Source organism: Ideonella sp. (genome assembly GCF_041914305.1).
Classification (GTDB): Bacteria; Pseudomonadota; Gammaproteobacteria; order Burkholderiales; family Burkholderiaceae_C; genus Ideonella.
In genome coordinates, this window is sequence record NZ_JAYSDQ010000007.1 from 1 (window position 1) to 16,957 (window position 16,957).

Below are 16,957 nucleotides of genomic sequence, written 5' to 3' on the forward strand. Positions count from 1 at the left end.
ACACCCCCGCCCACACCGGCACGGATCGCACCACACGCACCCGCCCGCGCCGTCGCTCATGAAGTTGTCGCCGCCCAAACGGACACCAAACACCGCCCACGTAATGATCGCCCCAACCCCGGCCGGGCGGGCCCCGGCGGCGAGCCTCCCCCTGCCTGGGCGGGAGTGTTGGGCCATCATCCCGCGGGTGGGGCGCCAGGGGGGGGGGGTGGGGGGGGGGGGGGGGGCGGCCGCGCCGCTGCGGGTGCTGGACGTCGGCAGCGGCGCCGGGCTGCCCGGGGTGGTGCTGGCGATCTGCGAGCCGGGCTGGCAGGTGACCTGCGTCGACGCGGTGGCCAAGAAGGTCAGCTTCATCCGCCAGGTGGCCGCGGAGCTCGGCCTGCCGAACCTGCAGGCCAGCCACCAACGGGTCGAGGCGATGGCCGGCGAGCGCTTCGGCCTGATCACCTCGCGCGCCTTCGCGACCCTGGCCGACTTCGTGAATCTGACCCGCGAGCGCCTGGCGTCGGGTGGCCGCTGGGCCGCGATGAAGGCGCACCTGGCCGCGGACGAACGCGAAGGCGTGCCTGCCGACGTCGAACTGTTTCACGTGGAACCTTTGACTGTTCCTGGCCTGGACGCCGCCCGTTGTCTGGTGTGGCTGCGGCCGGTGGCCACCGCCTGAGCGGGCGGATTTCACTGTCCACCGCTCGTCCCCAGCGAATCCACCGGGCTGCCCACAGCTTTGTCCACAGCCTGGGCCGCGCCGAGGCCTCCGTGCGCCGGGGTCTCAAGCGACAATCCGCCCCCATGTCCCGAATCTTTTGCATAGCCAACCAGAAGGGCGGCGTCGGCAAGACGACCACCTGTGTCAATCTGGCCGCCGGCCTGGCGAGGGTCGGGCAGCGGGTGCTGCTGGTCGACCTGGACCCGCAGGGCAACGCGACCATGGGTTCGGGCGTCGACAAGCGCAAGCTCGAATCCAGCGTCTATGACGTGCTGCTGGAAAGTGCCAGCGTGGCCGAGGCGCGCACCCGGTCAGAGCAAGGCGGCTACGACGTGCTCGGCGCCAACCGTGAGCTGGCCGGCGCCGAGGTCGAGCTGGTGGCCCTGGAACACCGCAACGAGCGCCTGCGCCGGGCCCTGAAAGCGGCCGACGCCGACTACGACTTCGTGCTGATCGATTGCCCGCCGTCGCTGAGCCTGCTGACGCTCAATGGCCTGTGCAGCGCCCACGGCGTGATCGTGCCGATGCAGTGCGAGTACTTCGCGCTCGAAGGCCTGACCGACCTGGTCAACACCATCAAGCAGGTGCACGCCAACCTGAACCGCGACCTGGAGCTGATCGGGTTGCTGCGTGTGATGTTCGATCCGCGCATCACCCTGCAGACCCAAGTCAGCGACCAGCTGAAGGCGCACTTCGGCGACAAGGTGTTCAACACCGTGATCCCCCGCAACGTGCGCCTGGCCGAAGCACCCAGCTATGGCCTGCCGGGGGTCGTGTTCGACCCGGCCGCCAAGGGCGCGCAGGCCTTCGTCGACTTCGCGCGCGAGATGGTCGAGCGCGTGGGCAACAGCGCTTCCACCGTCGCGCCCGCGTGACCGCGCGGCGCCCCGGCGCCACCCGTCCAATCCGCGGGGCGATGTTTTTCTCCCAACCTACAACCACAGGGACGACGTTCTTGAATCCGACCACTGCTGCAACCGCCGCCGAGACCTCGCGGCGCCTCCCGTCGCCCCATGCCCGGCCGGCCGTTCGCCTGGCGGCGCTGTTCGCGATGGCGGCCTTGAGCGCCGCGCTGGGCGGTTGTGGCGGCGGCGGCGACGGGGGTACTTCTCCGTTTCCCTCCCCGCCGCCGCCCCCACCGCCGCCGGCCAGCGACACGGCGCAGGTCTGCGCGCCGACCAACCCGTACCGGGCCGATGCGTCGGCGCCCACGTCCACCGGCAGCCTGGCCAACGAAAAAGCCTGGCTGCACAGCTACATGAGCGACGCCTACCTCTGGTACAGCGAAATGCCCAGTGTCGATGCGAACAACGCGCTGTTCAGCGACACCTCCCACGTCTACGAATCGCTCGACAACTATTTCCAAGCGCAAAAAACGCCGAACCACACGGCGTCGGGCAAGCTGCGCGACGAGTTCAGCTTCACCATGCCCACCAAGGAATGGAACGACCTGATCAACTCCGGCTCGAGCTCAGGCTACGGCATCCAGTGGCTAGCTGACGCCTGGAACAGCACGCCCCGCGGCATCCGGATCGCCTTCGTCGAGCCGGGCTCACCCGCCGCCGCGGCCGGCCTGCTGCGCGGTGATCTGCTGGTCACGGCCGACGGCGTCAGCGCCGACAGCATGACGAATGCGGGCATCGACACCCTGAACGCCGCGCTGTTCCCCAGCGCCAACGGCCAGACGCACAGCTTCACATTCAGCCGTGCCGGGGGTGGCACGGTCAGCAAGAGCGTGACCAGCGCGACCGTGGTCACCGACCCGGTGCCCACGACGATGGTGCTCGACAACGCCGGCAGCAAGGTGGGCTATGTCGTCTTCAACGACCACATCGCCAGTTCCGAGCAGAAGCTGATCGACGCGGTCAACACGCTGAAGGCCGCGGCCGTCACCGACCTGGTGCTCGACCTGCGCTACAACGGCGGCGGCTACCTGTACCTGGCCAGCGAACTGGCCTACATGATCGCCGGCAGCGGCCCGACCAGCGGCAAGGTGTTCGAGCAGCTGCAGTACAACAGCAAGCGCAGCGCCGAGACCAACAGCGAAGACGCGAAGACGCCGTTCTTCACCGCGTCGTGCATCCTCGACGCGAACTTCGAGTGCTCGAACCAGCAGCCGCTGCCGACGCTGAACCTGTCGCGCGTCACGGTCATCACGACCAGCGGCACCTGCTCGGCCAGCGAAGCGATCATCAACGGCCTGCGCGGTGTCGACATCGACGTGCGCGTGATCGGCGGCACGACCTGCGGCAAGCCCTACGGTTTCACCGCCAAGGACAACTGCGGCATCTCGTACTTCCCGATCGAGTTCAAGGGCGTCAACGCCAAGGGTTACGGCGACTATGCCGACGGCTTCACCGCCACCTGCCCGGCCGGCGACGACTTTGCCCACGCATTGGGCGACGCCGGCGAAGGCATGCTGAGCGCGGCGCTGTACAACCTGCAGCACAACGCCTGCAGCCTGGCCGCGGCGCAGGCCGCGCGCCGCTCGGCCCTGGGGCTGGGTGCCCATGCCCAGCCGCGCCTGCTGCGGGGCCTGGAGCGCGAAAGCCGCATCGTGCTGCCGCGCCGCTGACGCGCCACCAGAAGAAGAGGGCGGTGCAGGCCAGGCCTGCCGCCCGTGACCCCAGGGGCTCGGTCTTACAGGCCGAGCCCTTCTTCTTTGCCCAGGTGCACGTTCATCGCCTGCACGGCCGCGCCGCTGGCACCCTTGCCCAGGTTGTCGAGCCGGGCGATCAGCATCGCCTGGCGCTCATGGGCGAAGACGAAGATGTCAACCAGGTTGGTGTCGTTGCAGGCCTGTACGTCGAAGAACCCGGTCTCCAGCGTGGCCGGGTCCGACAGCGGCATCACCCGGATGAAGCGCTCATGCGAATAGCGGGCCGACAGTGCATCGTGCAGCCGGGCGCCGCTGACCATGCCCGGCAACTGCGAGAGATGCAAGGGCACACTCACAGCCAAACCCTTGTAAAAAGGGCCGACGATGGGCATGAACACCGGTGCCGTGTGCAGCCCAGTGTGGGCTTTCATCTCCGGCAGGTGCTTGTGCTGCAGGCCCAGGCCATAGGGCCGCGGTGCATCGAGCGAGCGGTCACCGCCGGCCTGGTACTGCTCGATCATCTTCTTGCCGCCACCGGAATACCCGGTGATGGAGGTGGCGCTGACCAGGGTCTCGGCCGGCACCAGCCCGGCGTCGACCAGTGGCCGCAGCAACAGGATGAACGCGGTCGAATGGCAGCCCGGGTTCGAGATGCGCTTGGACTGCCGGATTCGCTCGCGCTGATCGGGGGCCAATTCGGGCAACCCGAAGGTCCAGCCCGTGGCCGTGCGGTGGGCGGTGCTGGCGTCGATCAGGCAGGTATGTGGGTTGGTGACCATCGCCGCCGCCTCGCGCGACGCGGCGTCGGGCAGGCACAAGAAGGCCACGTCCGCGGCGTTCAGCAGGCGCGCGCGCTCGGCGGCGTCCTTGCGCTTCTCGGCGTCGATCTTCAGCACCTCGATGTCGCCGCGCAGCGCCAGGTATTCATGGATGCGCAGGCCGGTGGTGCCTTCCTGGCCGTCGACGAACACGCGGGTGGTCATGGGCAATCCTTGTGGTGGTGAAAGTGGCGGGCCGCACGGTGCCGTGGCCCAGAATCAGGGGATTCCCTGAAGCATACGGCAAGCCCTCGGGCTGCGACGCGATGAACCTGACCAACGACGATGTGCGCGTGCTGCTGTTGCCCGGCTGGCTCGATTCGGGCCCCGGCCATTGGCAGACGCGGTGGGAAGAGCGCCACGGCGACACCCGCGTGCAGCAGGCCGACTGGCAATGGCCCCGCCGCGGCGACTGGATGGCCCGGCTCGACGAGGTGCTGCTGGACGACGCACGGCCCGCACTGCTGGCCGCGCACAGCCTGGGCTGCCACCTGGTGGCCGCCTGGGCCGCGCACTCCCAACACACCGGGCGTGTGCGCGGTGCGCTGCTGGTGGCGCCGCCCGACCTGGGTCGGGCCGACACGCCGCCCCAGCTGCGCGGCTGGTGGCCGCCGGTGGCCGCTGCGCTGCCGTTCCCGGCGCGGGTCGTGTGGAGCGACGACGACCCCTTCTGCGCCCCGCCGCAGGCGCAGTGGCTGGCGCAGGCCTGGGGCGCGCCGGCATCGGCCATCGGTGCGCGTGGCCACATCAACGCAGAGTCGGGCCTGGGTGAGTGGCCCGAGGGGCGCGCGATGCTGTTGGCGCTGGCGCCAGCGCCGGTCGCCGACAAGCCTTGACCGACAATACCGGCCATGGCAACCAAAAAACCCAAGGGCCTGGGCATGGGCCTGGAAGCCCTGCTCGGCCCCAAGGTCAGTGAGTCCGCCCCCGACGCCGAAGCCGCTGCCGGCCACCCCAGTGTGCTGAAGGTCGGCCAGCTGCAGGCCGGCAAGTACCAGCCGCGCACACGGATGGACGAGGGCTCGCTGTACGAGCTGGCCGAGAGCATCAAGAGCCAGGGCGTGATGCAGCCCATCCTGGTGCGCCCGCTGGGCGCGTCCGACCAGGGGGCCACCGGCGCGGCGCGCTACGAGATCATCGCCGGCGAGCGGCGTTACCGGGCGGCGCAGCTGGCGGGCCTGGGCGAGGTGCCGGTGCTGGTCAAGGCGGTGCCGGACGAAGCCGCCGCCGTGATGGCGCTGATCGAGAACATCCAGCGTGAAGACCTCAACCCCCTCGAAGAGGCGCAAGGCCTGAAGCGCCTGGTCGACGAGTTCGGCTTGACCCACGAACAGGCGGCACAGGCCGTGGGCCGCTCGCGCAGCGCGGCCAGCAACCTGCTGCGTTTGTTGAACCTGGCCGTGCCGGTGCAGCAGATGCTGATGGCCGGCGACCTGGACATGGGCCATGCGCGGGCCTTGTTGCCGCTGGGCAATGCGCAGCAAATCTTGTCGGCCAACGAGATCGTGGCCAAGAAACTGTCGGTGCGCGACGCCGAGAAGCTGGCCACCAAAGCCCTGAACCCGGGCCGCCAGACACCGCTGCTGCGTGTGGCGCAAGAAAAGTCGCGCGACATTGTGCGGCTGGAAGAGCAGCTGGCCGATGCCTTGACGGCCGATGTCGAGATTCGCGTGCAGCGCAAGACCAAGCGCGGCGAACAAGGCGAGATCGCGATCCGTTTCGGTTCGCTGGACGAGCTGTCGGGGCTGCTCGACAAGCTGGGTGCACGCGAGCGCTGAACATTCTCGCCCTCATGGCAACGCCTGTGCAGCGTGCCACGTTGCATGTGGCGTGAATTCATCGGCCTCTAGCCCAGCCGACGCGAAACGAGATATAACAGATCAACCGCATGGCCCTGCGTGAACGGATGACGCAGGCGGCTCGCGAACCAAGCGTGAGCACACTGGCCGATGTGGTGGGCCGATTTGGTGAACTTGTGGCCCGCTTTTTGCTCGATTGCCTGCAGGAGAAAAGCACAAGCTGTCACCGTCAGCGCGCTCTCGCGCGTTGCATGACCTGAAGACCGGAAAGCTCTGATGACGCCCGGGTCCGTACAGCCGGGACGCCATCAGAACTTCCCAGACGCCGCGCCGGAGGGAGCCCTCGCGCAGCGCCGCCCTGACGCACATTGACAGGAGGTCTTGCATGGACGTGATGAGCAGCTTCGCCGCCCGGTACGAGCGCACCCGCGAGGAGGAAATCTCTCTCGCGGACTACTTGGCCGAGTGCAAGCGCAACCCATTGGCCTATGCCACGGCTGCCGAGCGCATGCTCAAGGCCATCGGTGAGCCGCAGATGGTCGACACGCGCAACGACCCGCGCCTGTCGCGCCTGTTCGCCAACAAGGTCATCAAGATCTACCCGGCGTTCGCCGAGTTCTACGGCATGGAAGACTCGATCGAGCAGGTCGTGTCGTACTTCCGCCATGCCGCGCAAGGCTTGGAAGAGAAAAAGCAGATCCTGTATCTGCTGGGCCCGGTCGGTGGCGGCAAGAGCTCGATCGCCGAGCGGCTGAAGCAGCTGATGGAGCTGGTGCCGTTCTACGCGATCAAGGGCTCGCCGGTGAACGAGTCGCCGCTGGGCCTGTTCAACGCCGACGAGGACGGCCCGTTGCTCGAAAGCGAGTACGGCATCCCGCGCCGCTACCTGAACCGCATCATGAGCCCGTGGGCGGTGAAGCGGCTCGAAGAATTCGGCGGCGACATCCGCCAGTTCAAGGTCGTCAAGCGCCACCCGAGCGTGCTCAAGCAGATCGGCGTGACCAAGACCGAGCCGGGCGACGAGAACAACCAGGACATCTCGGCCCTAGTCGGCAAGGTCGACATCCGCAAGCTCGAGACCTACGCGCAGGACGACCCAGATGCCTACAGCTATTCCGGTGGCCTGTGCCTGGCCAACCAGGGGCTGATGGAATTCGTCGAAATGTTCAAGGCGCCGATCAAGGTGCTGCACCCGCTGCTGACGGCGACCCAGGAAGGCAACTTCAAGGGCACCGAAGGCTTCGGCGCGATCCCCTTCGACGGCGTGATCCTCGCGCACTCGAACGAGAGCGAGTGGAAGGCGTTCCGCAATAACAAGAACAACGAGGCCTTCCTCGACCGTGTCTACATCGTCAAGGTGCCTTACTGCCTGCGCGTCTCGGAAGAGATCAAGATCTACGAGAAGCTGATCCGCGGCTCGTCGCTGGCCGAGGCCAAGTGCGCTCCGGGCACGCTGAAGATGATGAGCCAGTTCGCGATCCTCACGCGGCTGAAGGAGCCCGAGAACTCGTCGCTGTTCTCGAAGATGCAGGTCTACGACGGCGAGAACCTGAAGGACACCGACCCGCGCGCCAAGAGCTATCAAGAGTACCGCGACTACGCCGGCATGGACGAGGGCATGAGCGGCATCTCGACCCGCTTTGCCTACAAGATCCTGTCCAAGGTCTTCAATTTCGACAGCCAGGAGGTGGCGGCCAACCCCGTGCACCTGATGTATGTGCTCGAGCAGCAGATCGAGCGCGAGCAGTTCCCGGCCGAGCTCGAGCAGAAGTACATCGGCTTCATCAAGGAGCAGCTGGCGCCGCGCTACGCCGAGTTCATCGGCAAGGAGATCCAGACCGCCTACCTCGAGAGCTACAGCGAGTACGGCCAGAACATCTTCGACCGCTACGTCACCTACGCCGACTACTGGATCCAGGACCAGGAGTACCGCGACACCGACACCGGCGAGGTCTTCGACCGCGCCAGCCTGAACGCGGAACTGGAGAAGATCGAGAAGCCGGCCGGCATTGCCAACCCGAAAGACTTCCGCAACGAGATCGTCAACTTCGTGCTGCGTGCGCGCGCCAACAACGCGGGCAACAACCCGGTGTGGACGAGCTACGAGAAGCTGCGGGCGGTGATCGAGAAGAAGATGTTCTCGAACACCGAAGAGCTGCTGCCGGTGATCAGCTTCAATGCCAAGGCCAGCGCCGACGAGGCCAAGAAGCACGAGGACTTCGTGCAACGCATGGTCGAGAAGGGCTACACGGCCAAGCAGGTTCGATTGCTGTGCGAGTGGTATCTGCGCGTGCGGAAATCTTCTTGAAGCCGAGACCGTTCCGACCATAACTGACGAGGGACGCGATGCTTCAACAGATCATCGACCGCAGACTGGCCGGCAAGAACAAGTCGATCGGCAACCGTGAGCGTTTCCTGCGCCGCTACAAGGACCAGATCCGCGAAGCGGTCAAGCGCGCGGTCGATGGCCGTGGCATCCGCGACCTGGAGCGCGGCGAAGAGGTGCGCATCCCGAAGAAGGACATCTCCGAGCCGGTGTTCCACCACGGCCAGGGCGGCAAGCGCGAGATGGTCCACCCGGGCAACAAGGAGTACGTCACCGGCGACCGCATCCAGCGCCCCAAGGGCGGTGGCGGGCAGGGCAGCGGCAAGGGCCAGGCCAGCGACTCGGGCGAGGGTGAAGACGACTTCACCTTCAGCCTGAGCAAGGAAGAGTTCATGCAGGTCTTCTTCGAGGACCTGGCCTTGCCGCACCTGGTGAAGACGCAGCTGGCCGAGGTGCCCGAGTGGAAGACGCACCGCGCCGGCTATTCGAGCGACGGCACACCGAACAACCTGCACATCGTGCGCTCGATGCGCGGTGCTTTGAGCCGGCGCATCGCGCTGGGCGGCGACGCGCGGCGCGAGCTGCATGCGCTGGAAGCGCGCGTGGCCGAGATCAAGCGCCACCACTCGGACGATCCGGTGGCGCTGAAGGAGATGGCCGAGGCCGAGAAGCGCATCATCGAACTGCGCGGCAAGCTGGCCGGCATCCCCTTTCTCGACCCGATCGACCTGCGCTTTCGCAACCGCGTGCGGGTGCCGGTGCCCAGCAGCAAGGCGGTGATGTTCTGCCTGATGGACGTGTCGGGCTCGATGGACGAAGCGCGCAAGGACCTGGCCAAGCGATTCTTCATCATCCTGTACCTGTTCCTGACGAAGCACTACGAGAAGATCGACCTGGTCTTCATCCGCCACCACACGCAGGCCCAGGAGGTCAGCGAAGAAGACTTCTTCCACGCCCGCGAAACCGGCGGCACGGTGGTGTCCAGCGCACTCGAACTGATGCACGACATCATCAAGGCGCGTTACCACCCGGGCGAATGGAACATCTACGGCGCCCAGGCCAGCGACGGTGACAACTGGCACCACGATTCCGGCCGCTGCCGCGAGTTGCTGGCCGAGAAGTTGCTGCCCGCTTGCCGCTACTACGCCTATGTGCAGGTGGCGGAAGAAGAGCAGAACCTCTGGGAGGAATACACCCGCCTGGTCGAGACGCACAAGCACTTCGCGATGCGCAAGGCGACCGAGGCTTCACAGATCTACCCGGTGTTCCGCGACCTCTTCAAGAAAGAAGGGGCCCCGAAATGACCGAGTACTCACAGGACCGCCGTTTCGTGCACAACGCTTCGAAGATTCCGGCCGGGGGCGACCGGCGCAAGCCGCGCAGTGCGCTCGACGGCCCCTTGCCTCCGCCCACCCGGCCCGAGCGGCCGCTGGAAGACCCGAGCGACTGGTCGTTCGAGCTGATCGAGCAGTACCACGAGGTCATCAAGGCCACCGCGCGCCGCTTCGGCCTGGACACCTACCCGAACCAGCTCGAGATCATCACCGCCGAGCAGATGATGGACGCCTACGCCAGCGTGGGCATGCCGGTGAACTACCGCCACTGGAGCTACGGCAAGGAGTTCATCTCGACCGAGAAGAACTACCGCCGCGGCCACATGGGCCTGGCCTACGAGATCGTCATCAACTCCAACCCCTGCATCAGCTACCTGATGGAGGAGAACACGATGGCGATGCAGGCGCTGGTGATCGCCCACGCCGCCTACGGCCACAACAGCTTCTTCAAGGGCAACTACCTGTTCCGCATGTGGACCGATGCGTCGTCGATCATCGACTACCTGGTCTACGCCAAGAACTACATCACAGAATGCGAAGAGCGCTACGGCGTGGGCACCGTCGAAGAGTTCATCGACTCCTGCCACTCGCTGCAGAACCACGGCGTCGACCGTTACCGCCGCCCGAGCAAGAAATCGCTCGCCGAAGAGTTGGCGATGCGCAAGGACCGTGAGCAGTACGCGCAGCAACAGGTCAACGACCTGTGGCGCACGCTGCCCAAGCGGATCGAGAAGGCCGAAGAGGCGCAGCAGACCCGGCGCTTCCCCGAAGACCCGGAAGAGAACCTGCTGTACTTCATCGAGAAGAACGCGCCACTGCTGGAGCCCTGGCAGCGCGAGGTCGTGCGCATCGTGCGCAAGATCGCGCAGTACTTCTACCCCCAGCGCCAGACGCAGGTGATGAACGAAGGCTGGGCGACCTTCTGGCACCACAAGATCCTCAACACGATGTACGACGACGGTTTCCTGACCGACGGCGTGATGATCGAGTGGCTGAAGTCGCACACCAACGTCGTCTACCAGCCCAAGGTCGGTGATCGCAACTACTCGGGCATCAACCCGTATGCGCTGGGCTTCGCGATGTACACCGACATCAAGCGCATCTGCGAAAACCCGACCGACGAAGACCGCGCCTGGTTCCCCGACATCGCCGGCAAGCCCTGGCTGCCGACGCTGGACCAGGCCATGCGCAACTACAAGGACGAAAGCTTCGTCGGCCAGTTCCTCAGCCCGAAGCTGATGCGCGACTTTCGCTTCTTCCAGATCACCGACGACGAGAAGGACACCGAGATCGAAGTCAGCGCGATCCACGACGACAGCGGCTACCGCCGCGTGCGCGAATCCCTGTCACGCCAATACGACCTCGGCGCCCGCGAACCCAACATCCAGGTCTGGAACGTCAACCTGCGCGGCGATCGTTCCCTAACCCTGCGCCACACCCAGCACAACGACCGCCCGTTGGACGACGGCGCACACGAAGTGCTCAAGCACGCGGCGCGGCTGTGGGGCTTTGGCGTGCAGCTCGAGAGCGTCAATGCCAAGGGCGATGTGACGCGAAGGTGGAGTGTGCCGGCGCCGAGTTGAGGCTTCATGCCCGCGGCTAGAGCGAGAAGATCTTGCCCGGATTCATGATGTTGCGCGGATCCAGCGCCCGCTTGATCTCCCGCATCATCGCCACGGCGCCAGCGCCGGCTTCTTCGACCAGAAAGCCCTGCTTGTGCAGGCCCACGCCGTGCTCACCGGTGCAAGTGCCTTCGAGGCGCAAGGCGCGTTGCACCAGTTGATGGTTGAGTCGTTCGGCCAACTCTCGCTCGGCGGGGATGGCCGGATCGATCAGGTAGGCGACGTGGAAGTTGCCGTCGCCCACATGGCCGACGATGAAATAGGGCAGGCCGGAGGCCTCGACCTCGGCCACCGAGTCAACGATCGCCTCGGCCAAGTGCGAGATCGGAACGCAGGCGTCGGTGGTCACGGCGCGGCAACCGGGCTTCATCTGCAAGCCCGACAGGTAGGCGCGGTGTCGGGCGGTCCACAAGCGCGTGCGTACCTCGGGCGTCGTCGCCCATTCAAAGGCCTGGCCGCCGAACTCGGCCGCGATCTCCTGCACGGTCTCGGCCTGTTCCTGAACGCCCGCTTCACTGCCGTGGAACTCCATCAGCAGCATCGGTGACTCGGCCAACGTCATTTTCTCGGCTCGGTTCACGGCCCTGATCGCGTTGGCGTCGAGCAGCTCGCAGCGCGCGATGGGCACGCCCATCTGGATGATTTGGATCGTCGTGTTGACGGCGCTGGCCACGTCGGGGAAGTGGCAGACCGCGGCCGACACCGCCTGCGGTAGTGGATACAGCTTCAACGTGATCTCGGTCATCACGCCCAACGTGCCTTCGCTGCCGACGAACAGGCGTGTCAGGTCGTAGCCGGCGCTGGACTTGCGCGCGCGCGTGCCGGTGTGCAGCACGTCGCCCGAGGCGGTGACGACGGTCAGGCCCAACACGTTCTCGCGCATCGTGCCGTAGCGCACCGCGTTCGTGCCGGACGCGCGGGTGGCGGCCATGCCACCGATCGACGCATTGGCCCCGGGGTCGATCGGAAAGAACAGCCCGGTGTCGCGCACCTCGCGGTTCAGCTGCTCACGTGTGACACCAGCCTGTACTGTGACGGTCAGGTCTTCCGGGTTGATCCTGAGCACGCGGTCCATGCGGGACACGTCAATGCTGACGCCGCCCTGCACCGCCAGCAGATGGCCTTCGAGCGACGAGCCGGCGCCGTACGGAATCACCGGCACGCCGTGTTCGCTTGCCAGCCTGACGACGAACGCGACGTCTTCGGTGGACTCGGCGAAGACCACCGCGTCCGGCGGCGGCACGTCGAACGGGGATTCGTCGCGACCGTGCTGCTCGCGCACGGCCAAGGCCGTGGACAGGCGTGCGGCGAAATGTGCGGCGAGTGCATCGTGCATGGCGTCAGGCCAGGGGCACGGCGCGGGCGATTCGTGCAGGGCGTTCATTGAGTGATTGTGCGACTGGCTTGCCGCGGTCGCCATGGCGGCCTTGCACACCATCTCTGCAGTGGACTCAAGTCTCCCGGCAGACTTGACCGGTGGCAGGCCAGTCCGTGGCTCATCGCCTGGGCCATTGGTACGCGACAATTCGTATTCAACCCGATCCCCAGAATCTTCAAATTAGGGGGTTGGGTTGACCTCGCCTTGAAACTCATTAATTCGTGCAGATCTCGGCGGGGATCCGGCAGGTTAAATCCTGCCTCGCCCGAGACCGGAAAAATGGGGGGGCCGGGCGTGATCTTCCATTCCCATTGACAGTCTCTAAACCGGAGAGAGCTGAACATGCGTGTAAATTCCATTCGCCTGGCCGTGCTGGCCGCTGCTTCCCTGACCGCCGCAGGGGTCGCCCAGGCGGGTTCGACAGGCGCCGACTTCTCGAAGCTTGGCGCGCAGCAACAGGCACGCGTCGCCAAGAGCGAAGCCGCCCAACGAGCCAACTCGGCCGAATACAACTACGACATCAAGCCGGCCCTGCTCAAGAAGGTCACTGTCGGTGGCAAGGTCGATGCCAGCCGCAAGTTCGCGCAAGCCGTCGTCACGCTGACCGCCGCGGACAACTTGTCCGGCGTCGCCGAGATCAGCGTGACGCTGATGGGTCCGTCCGGGCAGACCGCCTCGAACACTTGGTACAACTCGTTCCCGTCCAAGCGCGCCGAGCTGGACCTGGCAATCAGCATGGACGGCGTGTCGGACAACGGCACGTGGCGCGTCTACAGCGTGAACGTGCGTGACGCCAACAACTACGGCACCTTCTACGACGAGGCCGCGATCGCTGCCATGAGCAGCCGCTCCACCTTCACTGTCGTCGGTGCGACTGGTGACCAATCGGCACCGGAGTTCAAGACCGGTGGCATCAACCTGACCCCCACCGTGTCTCGCTCCACCCCGCCGGGCGGCATGCTGCCGGGTACGCCGGCTCGCGCGGGCGTGCAGCTCAAGCTGGCGGATGTCGGCACGGCCGGCATCTACACGGCTTCGGTCGAGTACTGCCTGAACGACCAGTACTGGAACTGCTTCACCCTGCAGGGCTACGTTTCCGCCCGTGGCAAGACGGAAGTTGATCTGACCCTGGGCGGGCAGATCTATTCCGGCCTCGATGTGGGCGCCTACGTGCCCACGACACTGAACATCAGCGACTACGCCGGCAACTCGCGCTACTACGCGATCTACTACGGTGACGATCTGAGCTCGATGCTGGACACGCCCGCCATCAACGTGACGCCGTGATCTCACGGGCTTGATGCCCGTCGAACCCCATGACGATCAGCCCGGCCCGCCCTCAATGCGGCCGGGCTTTTTCATGGGATGCCGTGTTTGCTGCCCGCTCGTTCAGCAACGCCTTCTCCCGTTCGTTCTTCGCCAACCCGGCCGCACGCAGGAATTCCGCGCAGGCGAGTTCGCGGCGGCCCAGCTTCACCAGCAGGTCAGCGCGCACCGCGGGCAGCCAGTGGTAGTTCTTCAGCGCAGGCTCGTCGACCAAGGTGTCGACGATGGCCAGGCCGGCTGCCGGGCCGAAGGCCATGCTGACGGCGACGGCGCGGTTCAGTTCGACCACCGGTGACGGAATCACCTGGGCCAGGGCGTCGTAGAGCGCGGCGATGCGCGTCCAATCGGTGGCCTCAGCGGTGGGTGCGCGGGCATGGCAGGCGGCGATCGCTGCTTGCAGCGCATAGGGGCCGAGCGGGCGCGCCCGCCGCGCGGCGAGCTGTTCCGCACGGGCCAGCGCGGCCAGGCCACGCCGGATCAGCAGGTGGTCCCAACGGGCACGGTTCTGGTCTGCCAGCAACACCGGACGGCCTTGATCATCGGTGCGAGCGGCGGTACGCGAGGCCTGGATCTCGAGCAGGGCCGTCAGGCCGTGCGCTTCAGGTTCTTCGGTCGCCAACTCGGCCAGGATGCGCGCCAGTCGCAAGGCTTCGTCGCACAGCGGCGGCTTCATCCAGTGATCGCCGGCGGTCGCGGTGTAGCCTTCGTTGAAGATCAGGTAGACGACCTCCAGCACCGAGGCCAGTCGCGGTCCCAGCTCCTCACCGCGGGGCACTTCGTAGGGCACGCGCGCTTCCGACAAAGTGCGCTTGGCCCGCACGATGCGCTGGGCGATCGTCGGCTCGGGCACGAGGTAGGCACGGGCGATCTCCGCCGTGGTCAAGCCACCCAGCAGCTTCAGCGTCAGCGCCACCCGCGCCTCGGGCGACAGCAGTGGGTGGCAGGCGGTGAAGACCAGGCGCAGCAGGTCGTCGCCAATGTCGTCCTGCCGCGCGGCATCCAGCGCGTCGACGAAGTCGGGCACGACGAGCGCTTCGCGCGCCTCAAGGTCGAGGCCGATCTGTTCCAGCTTGGCCGCCAGGTTCTTGTCGCGGCGCAGGCGGTCGAGCGCGCGGTGCTTGGCGGTGGTCATCAGCCAGGCTCCTGGGTTGGCCGGCACGCCGTCGTTCGGCCAGTGTTCGAGGGCGGCGACCAGCGCGTCCTGCGCCAGCTCCTCGGCCAGGCCGATGTCGCGCACCATGCGTGCGACGCCGGCCACGATGCGCGCTTGTTCGATGCGCCAGACCGCGTCGATCGCACGGTGGGTGGCCGCTTGGGTCGGGGCGGTCATGCCAACGGCGGCGCCGCGTTCGGGGCCCTGCAGGTCAGCGTCCAGATCTGGGTGGGCATCGGAGGCTTCGCAAGGTCAGCGGTCGTCGACCTGCATCTCCTTGAAGCGCTGCACCGCTTCGTTGGGCGCAAAGTCGTCCAGCTCGAACAACGGTCTCACCTCGATCTCGCAGTCCATCTCGGCGCCGAGGGGGGCCGGGAAGCGCCGCGCCCATTCCATGGCCTCTTCGCGCGAGCGGGTCTGGATCAGCGTGTAGCCGGCGATCAGCTCTTTGGTTTCAGTGAACGGGCCGTCGACCAAGGTCGGGCGGCCGTTCTGGTAGCGCACGCGCCAGCCTTGGGCGCTGGGCTTCAGGCCATTGGCATCGAGCAGCGCGCCCGCCTTGGCCAATTGCTCGTGGTAGGTGGCCATCGCGGCCATCAGGCCCTCATCGGGCATCGCTCCAGATTCGCTGATCGCGTTGGCCCGCACCATGATCATGAACCGCATCGTCGTTCTCCTGAGTCTGTCAAATGGTGGCGTACACCAGCACGACGAAGCGGGCGGGCCCAATTCGACAAGCCGGGGCCAAGTAGCTCATGGCGTTCAGAGCGGCGGGCAGTGCCGCGGTCGCGGGTGGCCGCGCCGGCGCGGGCCTCAGGCGTTCGATTCCTCGAAGCACGGCGCCGCCGGGCGCACCTCGACCGTGGCCCACTCGGCGGCTGGGCAGCGGCGGGCGATCTCCAGCGCCTCCTCGGGCCCAGCGCAATCGACAAGGTAGAAGCCGCCGACCATTTCTTTGGCTTCGGCAAACGGGCCGTCGAGCAACTGGGCCTGGCCCTTGCGCACTTGCACCCGCGTTGCCCGGGCTGGCGCGGCCAGCGACTCCACCGCCAGCAGCTTGCCTTCGGCCTGCAACGCGTCGCCGAACCGGCGCATGCGGGCGTATGCCTCTTCACCCTCGGCGCGGGTGCGGGTTTCGCGCTGGCCGGTGGGTTCGACGATCAACAGCATGTAGCGCATGGCAACACTCCCTGAGGCTGGATGGTGAGCTCGGCGGCGAAGCCGATCGGTCGATTTGACCATGTCGAATTCACACCAACGCGGGCCAGGCCAATCGTGCAATCTACACTCGGCCCATGGCCAATCGACTTTCCCAGATCGCCACCCGCACGGGTGACGACGGCACGACCGGGCTCGGTGATGGGCAGCGCGTCCCCAAGGACCACCTGCGCATCGCCGCGATGGGCGATGTGGACGAGCTGAACTCGCAGCTCGGTGTGCTGCTCGCCGAGCCGCTGCCCGACGACATTCGCGAGCTGCTGATCACGATCCAGCACGAGCTGTTCAACCTCGGCGGCGAGCTGTCGATTCCGGGCTACGAGCTGCTGAAGGCCGACGCGGTGCTGCGGCTGGACCAGGCGTTGGCGCACTACAACGCGCAGTTGCCGCGGCTGGCCGAGTTCATCCTGCCGGCCGGCACGCGAAGTGCCGCGATCGCCCACGTGGCGCGCACGATCGCCCGCCGTGCCGAGCGGGCCGTGGTGGCGCTGGCGGCGATCGAAGCGGTGAACACCGCGCCGCGCCAGTACTTGAACCGGCTGTCGGACCTGCTGTTCGTGCTGGCGCGGGTGCTGAACCGGGCCAACCTCGACGGACTGGGCGGCGACGATGTCTACTGGCACAGCGAGCGGTTGCTGAAAGCGAACCAAGCGGAGCCCGACGGCGCCGCCTGAACGC

16 protein-coding genes are annotated in these 16,957 nt (G+C 66.6%); 11 read left to right on the forward strand and 5 right to left on the reverse strand.

Annotated elements, in window-relative coordinates:
- Positions 1-244: 244 nt before the first annotated feature.
- The 3 genes from rsmG (at position 245) to ACE3SG_RS10860 (ending at position 3,281) form a co-directional block, all read left to right on the forward strand.
- Complete coding sequence (gene rsmG / locus ACE3SG_RS10850; RefSeq protein WP_374564911.1) at positions 245-664, forward strand: 16S rRNA (guanine(527)-N(7))-methyltransferase RsmG; 420 nt, start codon at positions 245-247, stop codon at positions 662-664.
- 125 nt (positions 665-789) lie between these two features.
- A complete protein-coding gene (locus ACE3SG_RS10855; protein ID WP_374564912.1) occupies positions 790-1,581 on the forward strand; it encodes a ParA family protein in 792 nt (263 codons plus the stop codon).
- A gap of 80 nt (positions 1,582-1,661) precedes the next feature.
- A complete protein-coding gene (locus tag ACE3SG_RS10860; protein ID WP_374564914.1) occupies positions 1,662-3,281 on the forward strand; it encodes a S41 family peptidase in 1,620 nt (539 codons plus the stop codon).
- Between the two features lie 65 nt (positions 3,282-3,346).
- On the opposite strand, the gene argC is transcribed toward ACE3SG_RS10860, so the two are convergent.
- Positions 3,347-4,288, reverse strand: a complete 942-nt coding sequence (gene argC / locus ACE3SG_RS10865) for an N-acetyl-gamma-glutamyl-phosphate reductase (protein WP_374564916.1) — start codon at positions 4,286-4,288, stop codon at positions 3,347-3,349.
- 101 nt (positions 4,289-4,389) lie between these two features.
- On the opposite strand from argC, the gene ACE3SG_RS10870 reads away from it, so the two are divergent.
- The 6 genes from ACE3SG_RS10870 to ACE3SG_RS10895 all read left to right on the forward strand — a co-directional run bounded on the left by ACE3SG_RS10870 (position 4,390) and on the right by ACE3SG_RS10895 (position 11,165).
- On the forward strand, positions 4,390-4,959 hold the full coding sequence (locus ACE3SG_RS10870) for an RBBP9/YdeN family alpha/beta hydrolase (protein WP_374564917.1): 570 nt from the start codon (positions 4,390-4,392) through the stop codon (positions 4,957-4,959).
- A gap of 15 nt (positions 4,960-4,974) precedes the next feature.
- Positions 4,975-5,901 carry a ParB/RepB/Spo0J family partition protein gene (locus ACE3SG_RS10875; RefSeq protein WP_374564919.1) on the forward strand — a complete coding sequence of 309 codons (927 nt, stop codon included), beginning with the start codon at positions 4,975-4,977 and terminating at the stop codon, positions 5,899-5,901.
- Positions 5,902-6,011: 110 nt separating this feature from the next.
- Entirely contained in the window at positions 6,012-6,182 is a 171-nt protein-coding gene (locus ACE3SG_RS10880; RefSeq protein ID WP_374564920.1) for a hypothetical protein, read from the forward strand.
- Positions 6,183-6,307: 125 nt separating this feature from the next.
- Positions 6,308-8,230 (forward strand): PrkA family serine protein kinase, encoded by a 1,923-nt coding sequence (locus ACE3SG_RS10885; protein ID WP_374564921.1) that lies wholly within the window; start codon positions 6,308-6,310, stop codon positions 8,228-8,230.
- Between the two features lie 38 nt (positions 8,231-8,268).
- Positions 8,269-9,552: a YeaH/YhbH family protein gene (locus ACE3SG_RS10890; RefSeq protein WP_374564922.1), complete on the forward strand. Its 1,284-nt coding sequence runs from the start codon at positions 8,269-8,271 to the stop codon at positions 9,550-9,552.
- Entirely contained in the window at positions 9,549-11,165 is a 1,617-nt protein-coding gene (locus ACE3SG_RS10895) for a SpoVR family protein (RefSeq protein WP_374564923.1), read from the forward strand. Before ACE3SG_RS10890 ends, ACE3SG_RS10895 begins: the two co-directional genes overlap by 4 nt.
- A gap of 16 nt (positions 11,166-11,181) precedes the next feature.
- Here the strand turns inward: ACE3SG_RS10895 and ACE3SG_RS10900 are convergent, their stop codons facing one another.
- Positions 11,182-12,588: an FAD-binding oxidoreductase gene (locus ACE3SG_RS10900; protein WP_374564925.1), complete on the reverse strand. Its 1,407-nt coding sequence runs from the start codon at positions 12,586-12,588 to the stop codon at positions 11,182-11,184.
- A gap of 336 nt (positions 12,589-12,924) precedes the next feature.
- On the opposite strand from ACE3SG_RS10900, the gene ACE3SG_RS10905 reads away from it, so the two are divergent.
- Complete coding sequence (locus tag ACE3SG_RS10905) at positions 12,925-13,869, forward strand: hypothetical protein (RefSeq protein ID WP_374564926.1); 945 nt, start codon at positions 12,925-12,927, stop codon at positions 13,867-13,869.
- Positions 13,870-13,921: 52 nt separating this feature from the next.
- Here ACE3SG_RS10905 and ACE3SG_RS10910 read toward each other — a convergent pair whose 3' ends face one another.
- The 3 genes from ACE3SG_RS10910 to ACE3SG_RS10920 all read right to left on the reverse strand — a co-directional run bounded on the left by ACE3SG_RS10910 (position 13,922) and on the right by ACE3SG_RS10920 (position 16,240).
- On the reverse strand, positions 13,922-15,238 hold the full coding sequence (locus ACE3SG_RS10910) for an RNA polymerase sigma factor (protein ID WP_374564927.1): 1,317 nt from the start codon (positions 15,236-15,238) through the stop codon (positions 13,922-13,924).
- 75 nt (positions 15,239-15,313) lie between these two features.
- Positions 15,314-15,727, reverse strand: a complete 414-nt coding sequence (locus ACE3SG_RS10915) for a YciI family protein (protein ID WP_374564928.1) — start codon at positions 15,725-15,727, stop codon at positions 15,314-15,316.
- A 147-nt stretch (positions 15,728-15,874) separates the two neighbouring features.
- A complete protein-coding gene (locus ACE3SG_RS10920) occupies positions 15,875-16,240 on the reverse strand; it encodes a YciI family protein (RefSeq protein ID WP_374564929.1) in 366 nt (121 codons plus the stop codon).
- Positions 16,241-16,356: 116 nt separating this feature from the next.
- Between ACE3SG_RS10920 and ACE3SG_RS10925 the strand changes: the two genes are divergently transcribed.
- Positions 16,357-16,953, forward strand: coding sequence for a cob(I)yrinic acid a,c-diamide adenosyltransferase (locus ACE3SG_RS10925; RefSeq protein ID WP_374564931.1), 597 nt, complete (start codon positions 16,357-16,359; stop codon positions 16,951-16,953).
- Positions 16,954-16,957 lie beyond the last annotated feature (4 nt).